Genomic DNA, 17,706 nt, shown 5'->3' with positions numbered 1-17,706 from the left:
TGCTCGGGGCGAATAAAATCAAGGCGATCGGCGCACGGTTGGAGAAATCTCCAAGCAGCGTGGCGCTGTTCGAACGCGGCTACTCGGACCGCGCCGAAGTCGGACGAGGTGGGAAACGTCGGACAAGGTGAGGACAGTTGGAGGAGGTGAGGACAGTCGGAGACGCCGAAAAGCCGGACAAGCCGGGGGAGCCGTGACGGGCGAAGACGGCTCTGACGGTGGACGAAGGCGGAAAGCAGATGCTACCGGTGGACGGAGCGGCGGGCGAGCGAGCCGATCAGTGGTCGACGTACTGCGACTCCCACTCGGTCCGGGCGTCGATCTCGCGTCGGCCGCGGCGGGTCAGCGTGTAGTAGTTCGTGCGCCGGTCGCGTTGGCCCTTCTCGACGAGCCCCTTCTCGACGAGCGTGTCGAGGTTCGGGTAGAGCCGCCCGTGGTGGATCTCCTTTTCGTAGTACTCTTCGAGTTCCTCCTTGATGGCGAGGCCGTGAGGCTCGTCTAAGCCGGCAATCACGTAGAGCAGGTCACGCTGGAAACCCGTAAGGTCGTACATACAACGATCCACACATACTCAGCGTGAATAAATAAATACACCGTTATATGATGTGTTCATCGCGCGTCCGCTCGGCGTGACCCGCGTGTGCTACGGGATCCGTTGTGTCAGCAAAGCAACCTCCAGTCCGGTTTGACCGCGGTCACGGCGCGTCGAGTTCGCTTAGGATCGCTGACTGTTTCTGCCGTCTCGGTCGATTTCGACGAGAATCTGACGACCGTGTGACAACAGATCGGTCGGCGGGCGGACGCGGCGGCGTCACTCACCAAGTTGTGCGGTTTCGGAAAGAGGCACGCCCGACGCGGAAAAAAGCCGCGTCGGGCCTGCCGTTGGTCCCCGCTGACGCTTCGGCCCTCCAGACGAAGCGTCACCTGTTCGTATAGCACACCGATTGATAAAGTTAACGAGCGAGCGCTACATGTGTTCTTCTTCTAACACCCAGCCGAGCGCGCGCTTGTAGTGGACGAACAGCTCTTCGACGCCGCGGTGGCTCATCTCCTCGTCGTCGAGCTGCTCGCGCAGGAACTCGTACTGCTCGCGAATCTCGTCTTCGGAGCGCATGAGTGGATTACGGCCCGTGTCGGCATAGTGTTGTGGCCGACGCGCGTCGCCGTCGAGCCCGGAACGGGCTGTTTGCGTAGTCGGCTCAGCGGAATCGGTTCGGCGGAATCGACACCCTGTTGGACTCCCCGTCGTCCTCGCTCACGCGAGGGCGTCGGCGAGCACCGGGGCGACGCTGACGACGCTACAGCCGCGCTCGATGGTGTCGCTGCCGACGATTCGGTCGACGCCGGCCCCGCGGAGCTTCGTCACGGCGTTTGTCGCGAGCATCGGATGGACGCAGGCCGCGAGCACGCGCGCCGCGCCGCGGTCGTTCAACACCGCGACCGACTCGCTCATCGTCGACCCGGTCGCGACGATGTCGTCGACGACGACCACGTCCCGGTCCGCGACGGTCGCGTCCGAGGGCGACACCGTGACCGCGCCGGTATCGCGGTCGCGGTGCTTCTCGAAGTAGTCCGTCTCGCCCGTCCCGTACGCGTCCCGGACCGTCTCGGCGATGCCGACCGCGCCCTCGTCCGGCGCGAGGAACAGCGGCTCAGCGAGGTCGGCCGGCAGCGGCGCCGCGAGCACACCGGCGGCGTCGACCGTCTCGACCGGCACGTCGAAGAAGTCGGTGACGCCGGCCTCGTGGGGGTTCACGAGGACGACCCGATCGGTTCCGGTCGAGATGGCTCGCGCCATCGCGCGCGCCGAGACTGGCTCGCCCTCCCCGAACGAGTCGTCCTGTCGGGCGTAGCCCATGTAGGGAATCACCGTCGTCACGCGCTCCGCGCCGGCCTCGCGGACGGCGTCCTGCAGCTGGAGCAGTTCGACCCACGCCTCGTCGGAGTCGGTCGCGGCGACTATCGTCGCCTCGTCGCCGTCGAAGTCGGGAACCGCCGCGAGCGTCTCGCCGTCCGGGAACCGGTCGTATGTCGGCGTCGCCAGCGGCCGTCCCGTCTCCTCCGCGAGCGCGGCCGCGAGCAGCTGTGAGCTGGATCCGGGTACGATCATGGGCGTCCGTTTCCAAGACACCGATAAACCAGTTTCCTTACTCTCCCGGTCCGGGGCCCGGTCGCCCCTCCCAAGCCCCACGCGAGCGTGTGACGCACCGCGCCCACAGGGGCGGATATTTACGCGAGCGGCGGATACGACGCCGTAATGACCGAAACAGGAGACCGAGTCGGCCTCGCCTGCCCGTCGTGTTCACCGGGCGAGCCGACCGTCCACGAGGTGCTGCGGCCCGGCGGCCAAGCGACCGTTCGGTGTACCGACTGCGACCACACCTACAAAACCGAAATCCCGGAGGAGGACACCGTCGAACTGAAAGTCGTCGTCTCACAGGACGGCGAGTCGTTCACCACCCGCATGGACGTGCCCGCGGACACCTACGTGGAGACGGGCGAGGAGTTCGTCGTCGACTCCCCCGACGCGCTGATGCAGGTCCGCGTGACCGGCATCGAGGTCGGGCCGGAACAGCGCGTGGAGGAGGCCGACATCGAGACCGTCGAGACGCTGTGGACCCGCGCGGTCGACAACGTCTCCGTCCCGATCACGCTGCACCCGAAAGACGGGAACGCGGACGAGACGCGCTCGATCCGGGTGAACGTCCCCGGCGACTACGAGTTCACCGTCGGAGAGACCGTCGAGTTCGGCGAGGAGGAGTTCGCGGTTGAGGGGGTCCAGATCCGCGAGGACGCCCCGGAGTACCGCCACGAAAAGCTCGACCACGACGGCGACTTCGCGTACGCCAAAGACTGCAAGCGGGTGTACGGCCGCGACGAGAGTCTGACGGCGTGGTCGGCCTGGTAGGGGGCGGGGCTCTGCGCGGCGGCGCGGCTCGAAGCGTGGTTTGAAAAAACGGTGGCACCGATGGGGGTGACCACATCGAACACCGTCTGTGAAAACGACCAGCGTGGTCGAGTCGGCGTTAGATGACGCGGTTCTGCAGGTAGTCGAGGTGTTTCGCGTTGTAGACGATCTTGACCTCGTCGGTCGCCGGGCTACCGATGCAGGTGAGGCGGACGTTCTTCTCTTCGACTTCCTCGTCGGAGAGGATCTGCTGCATGTCCATCTCGATGTCGCCTTCCTTGACGATGGAGGCGCAGTTCGCACAGGCGCCGGCGCGGCACGAGAAGGGCCAGTCGTAGCCCTGCGCCTCGGCGGACTCCAGGATGTACTCGCCCTGGTTTACGTCGAGGCTCCCGTAGTCTTCCTCGTCGAGATCGGCGTCTGCGGCCGCCTCGAAGAGGTCGTCGTCGTCCATCGACCAGCCGTGGTCGTCGAGCACTTCGTAGTTGAGGTATTCTACTGTGGGCATCACCTGAGTGTTGGGCGCCCCCCTCATTAGGCTTTGCTGTTCACTCGCTTTCGGCACGGCGATCGAACCTGCTCGTGCCCGAACGCGTTCGGGAGCGCTCGTGTTGCTTCGTTATCACGAGTGATACGGCGTGAGTAACAGTAAATAGTCGAGGGCCGCTAGCACCGGTTGATGGAAGAGTCCGTCGTCGCCGATTTCGTCGGCCGCGTCCACACGACCGATCTGGCACGCGACGAACCGGTGACGGGCCGTGTCATCCTGAGCCAGCGTCGGCTGGTGCTCGTCGCCGACGCCGGCAAGACGACCGTCCCCCTCTCGAAGGTGTTCGACATCGTCGTCGGTAGCGTCCCCGACGACCTCCAATCGTTTTTCAGCGACAGCGTCACCATCGCCTATCAGCAGGACGGCGCCCGGCGCACGGCGCTCGTCGAGGGCGAGCCGGACGATATGGACCGGTTCACCAGACTGCTTTTTAAGGCGCTGTTGCGCGGCGTGACGGTCACGGTTCGCCACCCGGCGAAACTCGGCGGGCGCGTCACCGACGCGTCCGACCACACCGCGTCGATCAGCCTCTCGCCGGGGGCGATCGGCTTCTCCGGCTGCCCCGATCCCTTCAAAGTCGATCTCTCCACGGTCATCGACTACGAGCGCACCAGCCGCACGCTCGGCGGCACAAAGCGGCCCGCGCTCGTGTTCCGCCACGTTCCGGACACCCAGACGATGACGTCCATTGCGACCGTCCCCGACAAGCGCATCCTCAACGTCCTCGGCCGGTACATCAAACTGGAGTACGACGAGGTGATGGCGGACGTGGAGGCGTTCGATCCGACGGAAGAGCAGCTCGAGATCCTCGTGTCGATCTACTCCGCCGGCGGCGAGGCGAACATCGCCGACGTCGTCACCGGCGACGTCACCCAGACGGAGATGGTCTTGGAGACGCTCCGCGAGGAGCGGCTCGTCGTCGACGGCGAGTCCGGGGCCGCGCTCACGCGAAAGGGGCAGATGATCGTCACTTCCTACATGGAGTCGGTCAACTCCTGATCGGCAACGCCCCACGTCACCCGCCTCTCGCGCCGACTCACGCGGGGCAAGTTTCATACCGGTACGGCCGCATGTGTAGCACATGCCAGACGACCACCACGGGCGGTCGACGCGGCTCGACGCCGTGGTCCGCGAACGGGGGATCGACGCACCGGCCGGCGACGGGTCGGACGCGTCCGCGTCGACCTCCCGGTCGGGACCGCGAGTCGCCCGAGTGCCCGAGCCACACGTCCACGACACCTTCTCCGTGGATGGCATCGACACGAAGCGCCGAGAGGCGCTGTTGGAGGCGGTCCTCCGCGATCACGAGGGCGTGAGCGCCGCCTCGGCGACCGAGCGAAACGGCACCGTCGGCGTCCACCACGGCCCCTCGGTGTCCCGAGCCGACGTCCAAGACGTCTTAGAGGCGTGCGGACTCATCGTCGACCCGGCGGACCGTGCCTTCGAGATCCGCCGGGCCTCGCAGTTCGCCTCGGCCCGCGTCGCCGTCGCCGTGCTGTTCGGGCTGATGGTCGCGACGCCGTACATCGCGGTGCTGTACCCGACCCGGATCGAGTGGCTGTTCTACGACCCCGTCACGGTCGACTACCTGCAGTCGCTCCTCGACTCGCGGATGTCGACGCACTTCTTCGTCAACCTCGGCTCGCTGTCCGGCATCGCGTTCCTCGTCGCCTGCGGGCCGATGATCAAGCGGGCCGTCGCGAGTGCGACGGCCGGGCGGTTCACGAGCGAAAGCGTGTTCGTCGGCAGCGTCGTCGCCCTCTTCGGCTACAGCACGCTCGCCGCGTTCACCGCCTTCGAGGGGACCGTCCACTACGACCTCGTCGCGTACGCGGTCGTCGTCGTCACGCTCTGGAACCACTTCGGTGTCGGCGAGGTGACGCCCGACACCGCGAGCGTCGAGGAGTCGGCCGGCGACGGGTCGGCCGACGCCCCCGAGGAGGAGCCGGTTGCGATGACCGACGGCGGGCGCTGAGCGCGGGACTCGCGACTCGCGTCCGGTCTGTTACCCGATAACTGAGAGCCACCGCTCCGCGAACCAGGGGAAACACAGCGAGAGGAGCGTCGCGACGCCGGCCGCCCACGCGAGCCCGGTGGCGGCGCCGGCGGCACCGTTCGCCAGAGTGAGCCCCGTCACCGACTGCCCGACGTGGAGGCCGCCGAAGATCGCGAGCGCCAGCCCGGCGTTGAAGTAGGGGACCCGCGCCAGCAGCAGCGACGGCGAGAGCGTGACCCAGCCGGGAGTCGTCGTCGCGAGGGGTCGAATGAACCCGCCCCTGACGAGCGTCCCGACGAGCACCGCGGTGAGCCACGCGACGATGCCCGTCGCCTTCGCGTCGAACCATCCGGTCGCCGGGTACTCCATGACCGAAAACAGCACGGGCAGCGAGAACACCGACACCTCCGCGAACAACCGAGTGGTGTCGTGGAGAAAGACGCCGAAGCGGCTCTTCTCGACGCGGGTCAACTGTCCGTACCCGTACCAGATCTGTCGCTCCGTCGACCGGGCCGCCGCGTTCTCGCGGCCAGGTGTCCCCCGTCGTGTCATCGGTCGCCCCCCGTCGCGGTCGCGCCGTGCCGGCCGGACTCGGCGATGTCGACCGTCTCTTCGACGGTCACTCGATCGCCGACTGACAGCGACGCCCCCCACTCCGACTCCGGAACGGCGGTGTTCACCATCAGTCGGAACTCGTGGTCGAAGCGGTCGCTGTCGAGCCAGTCAGGGAGCGTCTCGCGGCGCTTCCTTATAAACGTCTCACGGAAGTCGTCGATCTCCGCGCCCGTGTCCGGGTGTCGCGAGGGGACGACACAGCGCTGGCAGGGATTGACGCCGAGCAGCGCCGTCCTCCCGACCGAGAGCCGGACGGCCTCACCGTGGTCGGCGAACAGGCGGTCCTCCCAGAACGCCGGGCAGTCGTCGAGCACGACGTTCGGTCGGAGCCGTCGCCGCATCTCGGTCGCGTCCGCCACCTCGTCGAACCACGAGGCGACCGTCTCCAGCGTCGCCCGCGAGACGACCGTGGGTCCCGGCGCCGCCCGGTCGTCGGGGAGGCCGCCGTCCGGTTCGCGAACGAGGTCGACCGCGTAGCCGAGGTACTCGCCGACCCACGCTTCCAACGCGTCGCCGTCCGCGGGCAGCGCGAAGGTGCGCTCGTCGGCGTCGGCGCCCGTCTCGGGACGCGCCGGTCGCGAGAGCGTCACCGCCGTCGGCGTCGCGTCCGTCGGCCCTGAGCGGTCGTACTCGGCGCGGAGCGCGTGGACCGCCGGCTCGCTCTTCCCGTTGACGTACCCGCCGTTGCCGCCGACGGAGGCGGCGTGGGGGTCGACCCCGGCCTCGACGAGCGCGTACGTGCGGTCGCCCCGGAGCGCCCCCTTCGGCCCGATCTCGGCGCGATCGACGACCGCGCCGTCGTTCGATTTCAACGGGTACGCGACGAGGTCCGCGATGCGTGCCATGGCCGTGGTTCGGCCGGCGTCGATAAAAGGGTCCGGACGGGGGAGGAAAGCGACGGCGACGGCGCGCCGAACGGCGACGGCGCGCGGAAGAAAGTCCGTGTGCGGGACGGACGGCCCGAGAGCGCGGTTACTCCTCGTCGTCCGCGTCTTCGTCGTCGTCTTCGACCGTCAGGCCGGCCGCCTCGAAGGACTCCGCGACCGCCTCCACGGGGAGGGTCTGGTAGCCCTCGTCGTCCGTGATCGTTGCGACGGCGAGGTCGGCCGGCTCGAACTCGTCTTCGTGGGCCGCGAGGGCGGCGATGCCGAGTTCGACCCCCGCGTCGAGCGAGAGGTCGTCGGTCCACTCCTCTTCGAGGTGTCCCTGGATGTCCTTTCTCCCGCCGCCGATGACGGTCGCCTTCCACTCGTTGGGCGTGCCCGAGGGGTCGGCGGCGAAGAGGCGCGGCTCGCCGTTCTCGATGCCGCCGATGAGCAGCGCGGCGCCGTAGGGTCGGGTGCCGCCCCGCTGGGTGTTCTCCTGGATGTGGTCGGTGACGAACTTCGTCAGCGTCTCGACGCCCACGGGCTCGCCGTAGCGGAGGCGGTTCCCCTGCGACTGGCGGCGCGCGAGGTCGATGAGCTGCCGGGCGTCGGCGACGTGGCCGGCGCTCGCGGTGCCGAGGTGGTCGTCGAGTTTGTGGAGCTTCTCGATGCTCTCGGCCTCCATCAGCGTCGAGGAGGCGCGAGACATCGCGACGAAGACGACGCCGTCGGCCGTTCTGATGCCGACGCTCGGCGCGCCGCGAGAGACCGCCTCGCGGGCGTACTCGACCTGGTAGATCCGGCCGTCCGGCGAGAACAGCGACGTGCCGCGGTCGTACGCCTGCTGATCGTTACCGCCCATCATCGCCCATCACCCGCTCTCGCGGTGTCGCACTGACTCATTACCCGGTATTACGCCGGACGGTTGAAAAAGCATCCGTAACCGGTACCGCCCGGCGGGATCCGGGAGGCTATCCGTCGTCGGTGAAGCCGTCGCCGGAGCCGTCGTCTCCGGAGCCGCCGCCGTCGGGATCGCTGGCGACGACGAATATATCCGGCGCGGTCCCCTAACAGGACTGATTGTGACTTCCACGAGAACGATTGCCGCGCTGTTGGCCCTGCTGGTGCTTCTGGGGGCCGTCGGCGCGGGCGCGGCGGTGCCCGACGCCCGAATCGCCATCGACGGCGTCGCCACGAGTTCGAGCGAGCCGGTCGTCGGCGAGCGGACGGCCCTGAACGTGAGCCTCTCCAACTCCGGCGGAAGCCCGTCGGCGGCCGACGTGACCAGCGTTCGGGTCTTCGACGCGGGCGACGCGGACGACGCGGACGACCGAGACGACGACATCCGCGACGAGGCGACCGCCGTCGGGGCGCTCTCCGCCGGCGACGCGACCGACGTGACGCTGTGGACCCGCTTCGACGAGCCGGGCGAACACCGCCTCACGGTCGAAGTCGTCGCCGAGCAGGAGGCCACCGACGGCGACGAGGAGGCCGACACCACCGTCCGCGTGACGCGCGACGTGATCGTCGACGTACAGCCGGCCGAGGTCGCGCTCGACGTTCGCACTCGGCCGCTCTCCCCGGCGGACCTCCAGAGCGAGGAGGACGACCAGAGCGCCGGCGGGATCAGCCTCAACGGCATCGACGGCCTCTTCGGCGGCGGTGGCGGGCTCCAGAACGCCGACGACGACGAGGAACTCGCCGCCGCGGCCGACTCGCCGGTCGAGGTGACCGTCGTCAACACGGGGACGGCCACCGCTGACCGCGTGAGCCTGACCGCCGTTGGCGTGCCGGTCGGCGCGGACGGCGAGGCCGAGCCGACTGTCGAGGTCGGCCCCTTCGTCGTCGAGGATGTCGCGCCCGGCGAGGAGCGGCGCGTGATCGTCGACCTCGGGCCGCTGGCGGAGCGCTCCGACGTGACGGTCACTGCCGCCTTCCGGTCCGAACTCGACGCTGCGGCCGGCGCGAGCGCGAACCGGTCGACGACGGCGACCCTCCGATACCCGACACGCGAGGGGCAGCCGACCGTCACCGACGCGACGGTACAGACGCTCGACGACGGCCGGGTCGTCGTCGACGCCAACCTCGGCAACGCGGGCACCGGCGAGCTAACCGGGGTCGTCGTCTCCGTCGCCGGCGCCGACGGGGTCGACCCGACGCCGACCGGACAGGCGTACTTCGTCGGCAGCGTGGGGGCAGGCGACTTCGTCGCCTTCGACGTGCGGACCACGGCGAACGCCTCCGTGGCCGACGAGATTCCGATCCAAATCGCGTACACCGAACGCGGCGTCCGGTACACCGAGACCACGACGGTCGCACTCCCCGACGCGTCCGACGGGAGCGACGGCGAATCCGGGGCGATCGGCACCTTCGGCACCGTCGGGATCATCGGCCTCGTCGGCGTCGCGGGGGTCGCAGTCGCCGGGACCGTGATCCGCCGGCGCGATGTATAGCGTCGAGCTTCGCGGCGTGACCAAGCGGTATCCGGGCGGGGGCGACGAGCCGGTGGTGGCGCTCGACGACGTGGACTTCGCGGTCGAACCGGGCGAGTTCGTCGCGGTCGTCGGCCCCAGCGGCTCCGGGAAGTCGACGCTGCTCAACGTGCTCGGCCTCCTCGACGATCCCACCGAGGGGTGGCGCCTGCTCGACGGCACCGACGTGACCGAGCTCACGGTCGGCGAGCGCACCGCGGCTCGCAAGGAGTCGATCGGCTTCGTGTTTCAGGACTTCCACCTCCTGCCGACGCTGACGGCGGTCGAGAACGTTGCGCTGCCGACGGCGTTCGATCCGGGCGACGCGACCGACCGGGCGACCGACCTGCTCCGGCGGTTCGGCCTCGGCGAGCGCCTCGACCACGAGCCCTCGGAACTGTCCGGCGGGCAGAAACAGCGCGTCGCCATCGCGCGGTCGCTTATAAATAATCCATCGGTGCTGCTCGCCGACGAGCCGACGGGGAACCTCGACACGGAGACCGGCGAGTCGATCCTCGCCGAGTTCGAGCGAGTGAAGTCGGAAGGGGTCGCCGTCATCGCCGTCACCCACGACCCGCTGGTCGAGGAGTACGCGGACCGCGTCGTCGAGCTCACCGACGGGGTGCTGGTCGGCGGCATCGCGGACTCGCCGACGCACGCGGGCGGCGACGCTCCGCCGGACCACGACGCCGACTCCCCGTCGGACCACGACGCCGACGCTCCACAAACGGGGGGGAGCGACTCGTCGGGTGAGGCAGACGCCGACTCGCCGCTCGCGCCGGAGGAACGATGAGCGGCGGCTGGCTCCGCGGCTGGCGGCCCGCCGCCTCGATGGCGGCGCGGAACCTCCGCCGGAATCGGATCCGGACCGTATTGGCCGTCCTCGGCGTCACGATCGGCGTCCTCGCCGTCGCGGCGCTCGGGATCTTCGGGAACGTCCTCGCGCTCGGCGCCGCCGACGCGATCGGCGACATCGGCACGCAGGTGGTTGTCTCGCCGAACGCGGACGCCGGCGTGGAGTCGCTCTCGACGGCCGACGTGACGGCCATCCGGCGCGCCGTCAGCGACCCGGCCGTCGGCGACCCGGCCGTCGTCCCGCTGTACTCGGACAACGCGGTCGTCGCGGGGACGAGTTCTCAGACGTTCGCGACGGTGTACGGCGTCGAGCAGCCGGGGCTCGCGTTCGCGGCCGCCGAGGGGTCGCTCCCCGACCGCCACCGGCGAGGCGTGATCGTCGGCGCGGACGTCGCCGCGGACATCGGCGTCGAGACGGGCGACGCGGTCGAGATCGCCGGCAGACAGGTCCGCGTCGTCGCCGTCCTCGCGGAGAGCGAGTCGTTCAGTCCGGTCGCGCCCGACAACGCCGTCTTCCTCCCGGAGTCGGCGTTCGCCGCCGACGGCTACGCCCAGGTGCTCGTGGTGGCCGACTCCGGGGAGACGGCGCGGGCGGCGGCCTCGGCGATCCGCGAGTCGGTGAACGCCCGCGAGGAGCGCGTCAGCCTGTTCGAGCTGGCGGCGATCGTCGACGAGATCAACGGCTTCTTCGATCTCTTAAGCACGTTCCTGCTCGGGCTCGGCGCCATCTCGCTCGTCGTCGCCGGCGTCTCGATCCTCAACGTCATGCTCATGAGCACCGTCGAACGCCGCCAGGAGATCGGCGTGATGCGCGCGGTCGGCGTGACGCGCCGCGACGTGTTGCGCGTGCTGCTCGCGGAGGCCGGCCTCATCGGTGCCGCGGGCGCGGTCGCCGGAACCGCGTTGACCGTCCTGCTCGTCGCCGGACTGGTGATATCGACGCCCGCCGTCGACGCCGCGCTCGTCTTAGATCCGACGAACGGCTACTACCTCCTCCTGGCGCTCGTGTTCGGCGTCGGCGTGGGGATAGTCAGCGGGGCGTACCCGGCCTGGCAGGCGGCGAACGAGCGACCGGTGGACGCGTTGCGAAGCTGAACCGCCGCCCGCGACGCCCCCGGCGCGTCAGTCGTCGATCCGCTCGTACGTGACGAAGGCGAGCCCGCCATCGGCCGCTTCTCGCGCCGTCTCCGTCCACGCGTCGGGGTCGCGGTCCGGAAAGCGCGTGTCGCCGTCGGGGCGCTCGGGGACCTCGGTCACCACCAGCCGGTCGGCGCGGTCGAGGAACTGCTCGTAGACGGTCGCTCCGCCGATGACGTACAGTTCGTCGACGCCGCGGTCGGCGGCGTCCGCCGTGGCGACGGCGACCGCCTCCTCGATGTCGTTCGCGACGACGGCGCCCTCGGGGAGGTCTCGCTCGCGCGTCGTCAACACGACGCTGGTGCGGTCGGGGAGGGGGCCGCCGAGTCGCTCGGCGATGTTCTCGTAGGTCGCGCGCCCGACGATCACCGGGTGGCCGGTCGTGAGCCGTTTAAAATGGGCGAGGTCGGCCGGGTAGTGCCACGGCATCCCGCCGTCGGCGCCGATGACGCCGTTCTCCGCGACCGCGGCGACGAGGACGACCTCGGGAGCGGACGCCATCGGCTCACTCCGCGACCGCGAACGAGATGCCGTCCGCGGAGTCGTAGTCGACGACCTCGATGTCGTCGTAGGTGAGTTGATCGAGCGGCACGTCGGCGATCTCGATCCGCGGTCGCTCGCGCGGCTCTCGGGAGAGCTGTTCGAGCAGGCCGGGGACGTGGTCGTAGCCGACCTCGCCGTCCGCCTCGTCGGGGGCGGTGCGTTCGACCCAGCTTTTCACGTCGAGGTAGTCGGCCTTGCTCTCGACGGTCGCGAGGCGGTCCTGCACGTATCGCAGGTTGTTCGCGTACCACTTCCCGCGCTCGCCGCGCCCGCAGTAGACGTGCGCGTCGACCACGGTGTGGCCGAACTCGCCGACCTCGAACCCCGTCCGCTGGGCGAGCGCGTTCGCGAGCAGGGCGTAGGCGGCGATGTTGAAGGGGACGCCGAGCGCGATGTCGCCCGACCGCTGCGTGAGGTGGAGGTTGAGCCGGCCGTCCTGGACGTTCACGACGAAGGTGTAGTGACAGGGCGGCAGCGTGGAGACCGCCGCGTTGGCGGGGTGCCACGCGTTCACGACCATCCGGCGCGAGTGCGGGTTCTCTTCGAGGGTGTCGAGGACGTACTGGATCTGATCGAAGGTCCGACGCTCGGTCCCGTCCGGGCCCTCCTCGACCGTCACCCAGCGATGCGCGTCTTCGGGCCACGTCTCACCGGGGAGCGCGTCGACCCCGTCCGGGACGGGGAACCGGCGCCAGAACCGGCCGTAGGCGGTGTCGAGCTTCCCCTCGTCGTCGGCCCACGCGTCCCAGATCTTCGTCTCCTCGCGGAGGTCGCGGATGTGCTCTTGCCCGGAGAGGTACCACAGCACCTCGTGGATCAGCGAGTTCCAGCGGTAGCCGTCCATCTTCTTGGTGGTGAGGAGCGGGAACCCCTCTGCGAGGTCGACGGTGTACTGCCCGCTGAACGTCGCGATCGTGTCGACGCCGGTTCGGTTCGGCTTGTACGTGCCCGTCGACAGGGTGTCGTCGACGAGGTCGAGGTACTGTTGCATGGGTGGGTCGGGTTCGCCGGTGTGGGTGCCGACGAGACGGGTCTACCTGTCTAAACGAACGGGCGAACCTAACCGTGACGGTCTGGCGTTTGGATCGGCGTGTGGGAGTCGCTGGGGAGCGGTTCGTTCGAGCAGGCGCTCACGGTCGCCATCACGTATCACTCGGAGATATCGCACTGGCGACGAACGCCTCCAAAGCCCCAGCCACGACGACTCGGAGGCCTTACTGTGCTCCTCGCTCGTTCGCTTCGCTCACTTGTTGCGGTGCTTATGGCGGTCGCCTTCGTCCTCGTGGCTGCCCCTTTGAGTCCCACCCCGCACCGCACAGCACCTCACACCTCCCCACCCTCGTCGGCCTCCCGTCGCTTCGCTCCGGTCGGCCGACTCCCTCGCACGCGCTCCTCGCGCCCGGTGGGCGCTCACAGGCGCGCGCCGACCACAAGATCTATTTATAAAAGGTCGATAGCGGCTCAGAAGGGAGCGATCCAAGGTAACTGAGTCCAAACCAGCGCTACGTACTGGTACAGCGAGCCCTCTCGGTGACTTCGTTCACGTCGTTCGAGAAAGGCACCGGCCGAGATTCCCGCGAGCAGCGAGAGACCTCCGGTCTCTCTGGCAGCCGGCGCGCAGCGCCGGCGACGCAGCGAGCGGGGAGTCAGGCCGGTGTATCTTCGAGCGTAGCGAGAAGATGCACCGGCCGAGATTTGAACTCGGGTTGCAACCATGGCAAGGTTGCGTGATACCACTACACTACCGGTGCGTGCTTCGCATTCATCGGTTGGGTGGAGGATTACTTAAACCTGTCACATCCGACCGACGGCGGACGGTCGACGGGACGGAATCGACTCACGCGCCCCGCATCGCCGCGATGTCGTCGGCGTGGGCCTCCACGAGGTCGGCGAACGCGCTCGCCTCCGCCGCCTCTTGAGCCTCCGCGTCGCGCCGGTCGCGGACCCGCCGCTTGGTGACTCGGAGGGCGTCCGGCGCGCCCTCCGCGACCGCGTCCGCGACCGTGCGGGGGTCGTCGACGATGCGGGAGACGAGCCCGGTCCGCAGCGCCGCCTCCGCGTCGAGCACCCGTCCCGAGAGCGCGAAGTCGAGCGCCTCGCCCTCGCCCATCACTCGCGGGAGGCGGGCCGTCCCGCCCCACGCGCCGAACAGGCCGAACTCGACGCCGGGCTCGCCGAACGTCGCCGCGGGCGTGGCGATCCGGAGGTCGGCCGCGAGCGCGAGTTCGACGCCCCCGCCGCGCGCTGGGCCGTCGATTCCGCAGACGACGACGGTCTCCGCGTCCGCGATGGCGGTCGCGGTGTGCTGGCCCGCGCGGGCGAACTCCGCGGGGTCGTCGAGGGCGGCGACGACGTCGAGGTCGGCGCCGGCACAGAACGCGTCGCCGGCGCCCCGCAGATACGTCACCGGCGCGTCGGCCTCGGCGACGGCGGTTCGGAGCGCCGAGAGGTCGTCGGGCCGGAGCGCGTTCCGGCTCGCGGGGCGGTCGATGGTCACGACGCGGACGCCGTCGTCGTCTCGGGTGCGAATCACGTCTGCGTATCCCGTTCGTTTCCAAAGGTCTTTGCCCCTTGATAGAGTACCGTTACGTAATGGACGATGCCGCGCGAGCGCGTGACGCCGCGTGTGAGGCGCTCGCCGACGTCGAGCCCGATCAGCTGCGTGAGGCCCTCGAAGACCGGATCGCGAACGCTGCCGTGACGCCCGGCGTTCTGACGCTCGTCACCGCCCGAGCGACGAACGCCCAGGTCGACGCCGACGAGGTGGTCGACCGGGCGGTCGGCGTCCAGCTCATCTACGAGGGGCTTCGACTCACGCGGTCGGTGGCTCACGCCGAACCGTGGGTGACCGCCCCGACGCGGGAGACGGACATCGACGCCGACATGGACGTGCTCGCCGCCGACGTGCTCGTCTCGCGCGGGTTCTCGCTTCTCGCGTGTACCGACGCCGCCGCGGCCGCGGTCGAGGTCGTCCGCGGGTTCGGCCGCGACCAGACGCTCCGAGATCGCGAGGGGACCGACCCCGCGGCGGCGACCGCCCTCGACCGGAACCTGGAGGTCGACGCCCTCGAACTGGCGGTCGTCGCCGGCACCGCGGCCGCCGACAGCGACCCGCCCGAGGAGCTGCTGCGTTACGCCCGCGAACTCGCGGCGGACTGCGACGGCGAGTTCCCTCCGGCCGGCAGCGCACTGCCGGAGGCGACCGCCGACCGCATCGCCGACATCTCCGACCGCGCCGTGAGCGCGACCGATCGGTGAGGTCGCCGGACGGCGCGGGGATGGTGTGTGGTCGCGTGACGAGACGCCCCCGAATCGAAACCACTAAAGTCGGCTCCCGACAACGACTGATTGCGCCTGGGTAGCTTAGCGGTAAAGCGCGTCCTTGGTAAGGACGAGACCCCGAGTTCAAATCTCGGCCTAGGCTCTTCTCCACCCTCTTGCGCTCGTAGACGCTTCCACGCGCTCGGCCCATCGCCGGCCGCAAACCCGATACCGCTCGCCCGCAATCTTCAGACAATGACGTTCGCCGACCTCTTCGACGCTGCCGCCGGGTACGAGACGGACAGCGACTCGATACGCGCGGCGCTGGCCGAGCGTCGCTCGACGCCACCGTCCGGCGACGACGACGAGGATGCCACCGACGAGCCGTCCCCCGTCGACCGCGAGCCGAGCCCCGCCCGCGTCGTCGCCGACGCCGACGTGCTCGCGGCGGACCTCCTCGTCGGCGGTCCGGCCCGCGAGGCGCTCGACACGCTGCGCTCGCACTCGTGGACGACGCTCGTCGCCACCGACCCGCTCCTCGACGACGCCGAGGCGGTCATCGCCGCCGTCGCCGCCCCCTCGCTGGCGGCCGACTGGCGGGAGGCGGTCGAGGCGTGGCGCGAGCCGGCGTCACAGCCGGTCGGCGACCACCCGGCGCTGGCGTCGGCGTATCACGGCGCCGCGATGCAGGTCGTGAGTCTCGACCCGTCGCTCACGGGCGCGCAGGCCGCGGCCGGGCTCCGCGACCGGCTGGCGGTGAGCGTCCGCGAACCGCGGGCGTTCGCGACCGTCTTCTCGCCGGCGAAGCTGTACCCGACCGCCGTCGGCGGCGAGTATCCGGGTCCCGACCGCGACCCGCGCTCGATGGCCCCGGTCGACACCGGCGGAGACCAGCACCGATAAACGACCGCCGGCCCGACCGCTGGTAATGACCGATACGGACGCGAGGCCGGAGCGACCCGCCGAGCGCGACGCGTCCCTTCGCACGGACGGCGGCACGGAGGGGATAGAAGACGGGGACGCCCCCGGCCTGCCGGCCGACCGCGACGCCGTCCGCGAGGCGCTGACCGCGTGGTACGCGGCCGACCACCGCGACTTTCCGTGGCGCCGCACCGACGACCCCTACGAGATTCTGATAAGCGAGGTGATGAGCCAACAGACCCAACTCGACCGAGTCGTCCCGGCGTGGGAGGCGTTCGTCGAGGAGTGGCCGACGACGGCCGACCTCGCGGCCGCTGACCGCGGCGACGTGGTCGCGTTCTGGTCGACTCACTCGCTCGGCTACAACAACCGCGCGAAATACCTCCACGAGGCGGCCGGTCAGATCGAAGCCGAGTACGACGGCGCGTTCCCCGACGCGCCCGACGAGTTGGAGGCGCTGATGGGCGTCGGCCCGTACACCGCCAACGCGGTGGCGTCGTTCGCGTTCAACAACGGCGACGCGGTGGTCGACACCAACGTCAAGCGCGTCCTGTACCGCGCCTTCGACGTCCCGGACGACGACGACGCCTTCGAGCGGGTCGCCTCCGCGATACTGCCCGACGGCGAGTCCCGAATCTGGAACAACGCGATCATGGAGCTCGGCGGCGTCGCCTGCGGGAAGAAACCGCGATGTGACGAGGCCGGCTGCCCGTGGCGCGAGTGGTGTCACGCGTACCAGACCGGCGATTTCACCGCCCCGGACGTGCCCACACAGCCGAGTTTCGAAGGGAGCAGGCGGCAGTTCCGCGGGCGGATCGTTCGGCTCCTCGGCGAACACGACGCGATGGAACTGGACGCGCTCGGCCACCGGATTCGCGTGGACTACGCGCCCGACGGCGAGCACGGCCGCGAGTGGCTCCGAGGTCTCCTCTCGGACCTGGCCGACGACGGCCTCGTCCAGACCGAGGAGGCGAACGGCGAACTAACGGCTCGGCTTCGGTAGGGCCGGCACGTGGTTCCCGACGCCCCGAGCCGTCTCTCAGATTCCACCCCGCGTCGCTCCGGACCCCACGCGTTCGCTTTTATAAACCGACTGCGCCGAACCGCCCGGCGAACGCGAGATGCCGGCGGGGAACCGTCATTCGTTTATAAATAGAGGTGCAACGTCGCGTATGAGCGAAACCGTCGACGCCGACCTCTACACGCGCACGAAGGCCTTACTGGAGCCCGGCGAGATCGAACTCGTCGGCTGTATCGTCCACACGACGCTCGGCGGCGACGAAGACTTGGAGATGCACGAACTGACGGTCGCGATCAACGAGGTCATCGCCGACCACGCCGACAAAGGCGAGGCGTACATCGAGGCCGGCAACGACGACACGAGCTTCTCGTCGAACCAGTTCCAGGGGCTCACGCTCGACGACGAGGCGTTCGTCTGGGAGTGCCAGCAGCTCCTCCGAGACGGCACCTTCGACCTGGTCTTCTACTACGAGGCCGGCGTCGACCAGGAGGCGCTTGCCGCGGACCTCGGCGCGCTCGACGGCGTCGACCGCGTGACGCAGGTCCCGTAACCGCCCACTTTC

Annotated in this window: 20 protein-coding genes and 2 tRNA genes; 11 read left to right on the top strand and 11 right to left on the bottom strand. The window is 69.5% G+C overall.

All coding sequences use genetic code 11. The features are described from left to right. Window positions 1-277: 277 nt before the first annotated feature. From DOS48_RS24965 to prs, 3 genes are all read right to left on the bottom strand, one after another. Window positions 278-553, bottom strand: a complete 276-nt coding sequence (locus tag DOS48_RS24965) for a PadR family transcriptional regulator (RefSeq protein ID WP_127118304.1) — start codon at window positions 551-553, stop codon at window positions 278-280. 414 nt (window positions 554-967) lie between these two features. Next, a complete protein-coding gene (locus DOS48_RS24960) occupies window positions 968-1,114 on the bottom strand; it encodes a hypothetical protein (protein WP_168654264.1) in 147 nt (48 codons plus the stop codon). 141 nt (window positions 1,115-1,255) lie between these two features. Beyond that, complete coding sequence (prs, locus tag DOS48_RS24955; RefSeq protein WP_127118303.1) at window positions 1,256-2,110, bottom strand: ribose-phosphate diphosphokinase; 855 nt, start codon at window positions 2,108-2,110, stop codon at window positions 1,256-1,258. Between the two features lie 147 nt (window positions 2,111-2,257). On the opposite strand from prs, the gene DOS48_RS24950 reads away from it, so the two are divergent. Continuing rightward, the gene (locus DOS48_RS24950) at window positions 2,258-2,908 is read left to right on the top strand and encodes an HVO_0476 family zinc finger protein (RefSeq protein ID WP_127118302.1); all 651 of its coding nucleotides are present in this window, start codon (window positions 2,258-2,260) and stop codon (window positions 2,906-2,908) included. A 118-nt stretch (window positions 2,909-3,026) separates the two neighbouring features. Here DOS48_RS24950 and fer read toward each other — a convergent pair whose 3' ends face one another. Next, a complete protein-coding gene (fer, locus tag DOS48_RS24945; RefSeq protein ID WP_127118301.1) occupies window positions 3,027-3,416 on the bottom strand; it encodes a ferredoxin Fer in 390 nt (129 codons plus the stop codon). 171 nt (window positions 3,417-3,587) lie between these two features. Between fer and DOS48_RS24940 the strand changes: the two genes are divergently transcribed. Continuing rightward, window positions 3,588-4,457 carry a CheF family chemotaxis protein gene (locus DOS48_RS24940; protein ID WP_127118300.1) on the top strand — a complete coding sequence of 290 codons (870 nt, stop codon included), beginning with the start codon at window positions 3,588-3,590 and terminating at the stop codon, window positions 4,455-4,457. Between the two features lie 82 nt (window positions 4,458-4,539). Continuing rightward, on the top strand, window positions 4,540-5,433 hold the full coding sequence (locus tag DOS48_RS24935) for a hypothetical protein (RefSeq protein ID WP_127118299.1): 894 nt from the start codon (window positions 4,540-4,542) through the stop codon (window positions 5,431-5,433). A gap of 30 nt (window positions 5,434-5,463) precedes the next feature. On the opposite strand, the gene DOS48_RS24930 is transcribed toward DOS48_RS24935, so the two are convergent. From DOS48_RS24930 to psmA, 3 genes are all read right to left on the bottom strand, one after another. Further along, complete coding sequence (locus DOS48_RS24930; RefSeq protein ID WP_127118298.1) at window positions 5,464-6,006, bottom strand: hypothetical protein; 543 nt, start codon at window positions 6,004-6,006, stop codon at window positions 5,464-5,466. After that, complete coding sequence (locus DOS48_RS24925; RefSeq protein WP_127118297.1) at window positions 6,003-6,914, bottom strand: MOSC domain-containing protein; 912 nt, start codon at window positions 6,912-6,914, stop codon at window positions 6,003-6,005. Before DOS48_RS24925 ends, DOS48_RS24930 begins: the two co-directional genes overlap by 4 nt. 127 nt (window positions 6,915-7,041) lie before the next feature. Beyond that, the gene (psmA, locus tag DOS48_RS24920; protein ID WP_127118296.1) at window positions 7,042-7,800 is read right to left on the bottom strand and encodes an archaeal proteasome endopeptidase complex subunit alpha; all 759 of its coding nucleotides are present in this window, start codon (window positions 7,798-7,800) and stop codon (window positions 7,042-7,044) included. Window positions 7,801-8,011: 211 nt separating this feature from the next. Between psmA and DOS48_RS24915 the strand changes: the two genes are divergently transcribed. The 3 genes from DOS48_RS24915 to DOS48_RS24905 are packed head-to-tail and all read left to right on the top strand — an operon-like array spanning window position 8,012 to window position 11,356. Continuing rightward, entirely contained in the window at window positions 8,012-9,388 is a 1,377-nt protein-coding gene (locus tag DOS48_RS24915) for a hypothetical protein (RefSeq protein ID WP_244629397.1), read from the top strand. After that, on the top strand, window positions 9,381-10,199 hold the full coding sequence (locus tag DOS48_RS24910; protein ID WP_127118294.1) for an ABC transporter ATP-binding protein: 819 nt from the start codon (window positions 9,381-9,383) through the stop codon (window positions 10,197-10,199). The genes DOS48_RS24915 and DOS48_RS24910 overlap by 8 nt, the downstream gene beginning before the upstream one ends. Further along, window positions 10,196-11,356: an ABC transporter permease gene (locus DOS48_RS24905; RefSeq protein ID WP_127118293.1), complete on the top strand. Its 1,161-nt coding sequence runs from the start codon at window positions 10,196-10,198 to the stop codon at window positions 11,354-11,356. The genes DOS48_RS24910 and DOS48_RS24905 overlap by 4 nt, the downstream gene beginning before the upstream one ends. Window positions 11,357-11,383: 27 nt before the next feature. Here the strand turns inward: DOS48_RS24905 and DOS48_RS24900 are convergent, their stop codons facing one another. From DOS48_RS24900 to DOS48_RS24885, 4 genes are all read right to left on the bottom strand, one after another. Beyond that, a complete protein-coding gene (locus DOS48_RS24900) occupies window positions 11,384-11,899 on the bottom strand; it encodes a dihydrofolate reductase (RefSeq protein WP_127118292.1) in 516 nt (171 codons plus the stop codon). Window positions 11,900-11,903: 4 nt separating this feature from the next. Further along, window positions 11,904-12,932, bottom strand: coding sequence for a thymidylate synthase (gene thyA / locus DOS48_RS24895; RefSeq protein WP_127118291.1), 1,029 nt, complete (start codon window positions 12,930-12,932; stop codon window positions 11,904-11,906). 689 nt (window positions 12,933-13,621) lie between these two features. After that, window positions 13,622-13,692, bottom strand: a tRNA-Gly gene (locus tag DOS48_RS24890). Between the two features lie 86 nt (window positions 13,693-13,778). Continuing rightward, window positions 13,779-14,474: an enoyl-CoA hydratase/isomerase family protein gene (locus tag DOS48_RS24885; protein WP_127118290.1), complete on the bottom strand. Its 696-nt coding sequence runs from the start codon at window positions 14,472-14,474 to the stop codon at window positions 13,779-13,781. Window positions 14,475-14,533: 59 nt separating this feature from the next. Here DOS48_RS24885 and DOS48_RS24880 point away from each other — a divergent pair, with 59 nt between their 5' ends. The 5 genes from DOS48_RS24880 to DOS48_RS24860 all read left to right on the top strand — a co-directional run bounded on the left by DOS48_RS24880 (window position 14,534) and on the right by DOS48_RS24860 (window position 17,694). Continuing rightward, complete coding sequence (locus DOS48_RS24880) at window positions 14,534-15,199, top strand: hypothetical protein (protein WP_127118289.1); 666 nt, start codon at window positions 14,534-14,536, stop codon at window positions 15,197-15,199. 94 nt (window positions 15,200-15,293) lie between these two features. Next, window positions 15,294-15,365 (top strand) — tRNA-Thr (locus DOS48_RS24875). A gap of 92 nt (window positions 15,366-15,457) precedes the next feature. After that, window positions 15,458-16,105, top strand: a complete 648-nt coding sequence (locus DOS48_RS24870) for a hypothetical protein (RefSeq protein ID WP_127118288.1) — start codon at window positions 15,458-15,460, stop codon at window positions 16,103-16,105. Window positions 16,106-16,130: 25 nt separating this feature from the next. After that, entirely contained in the window at window positions 16,131-17,126 is a 996-nt protein-coding gene (locus DOS48_RS24865; protein WP_210755380.1) for an A/G-specific adenine glycosylase, read from the top strand. A gap of 169 nt (window positions 17,127-17,295) precedes the next feature. Beyond that, on the top strand, window positions 17,296-17,694 hold the full coding sequence (locus tag DOS48_RS24860) for a DUF5778 family protein (RefSeq protein ID WP_127118287.1): 399 nt from the start codon (window positions 17,296-17,298) through the stop codon (window positions 17,692-17,694). The last annotated feature ends 12 nt before the right edge of the window (window positions 17,695-17,706 follow it).

Origin of the sequence: Halorubrum sp. PV6, from assembly GCF_003990725.2 — an archaeon.
Classification (GTDB): domain Archaea; phylum Halobacteriota; class Halobacteria; order Halobacteriales; family Haloferacaceae; genus Halorubrum.
This window is presented reverse-complemented; position numbering and strand designations above follow the sequence as displayed.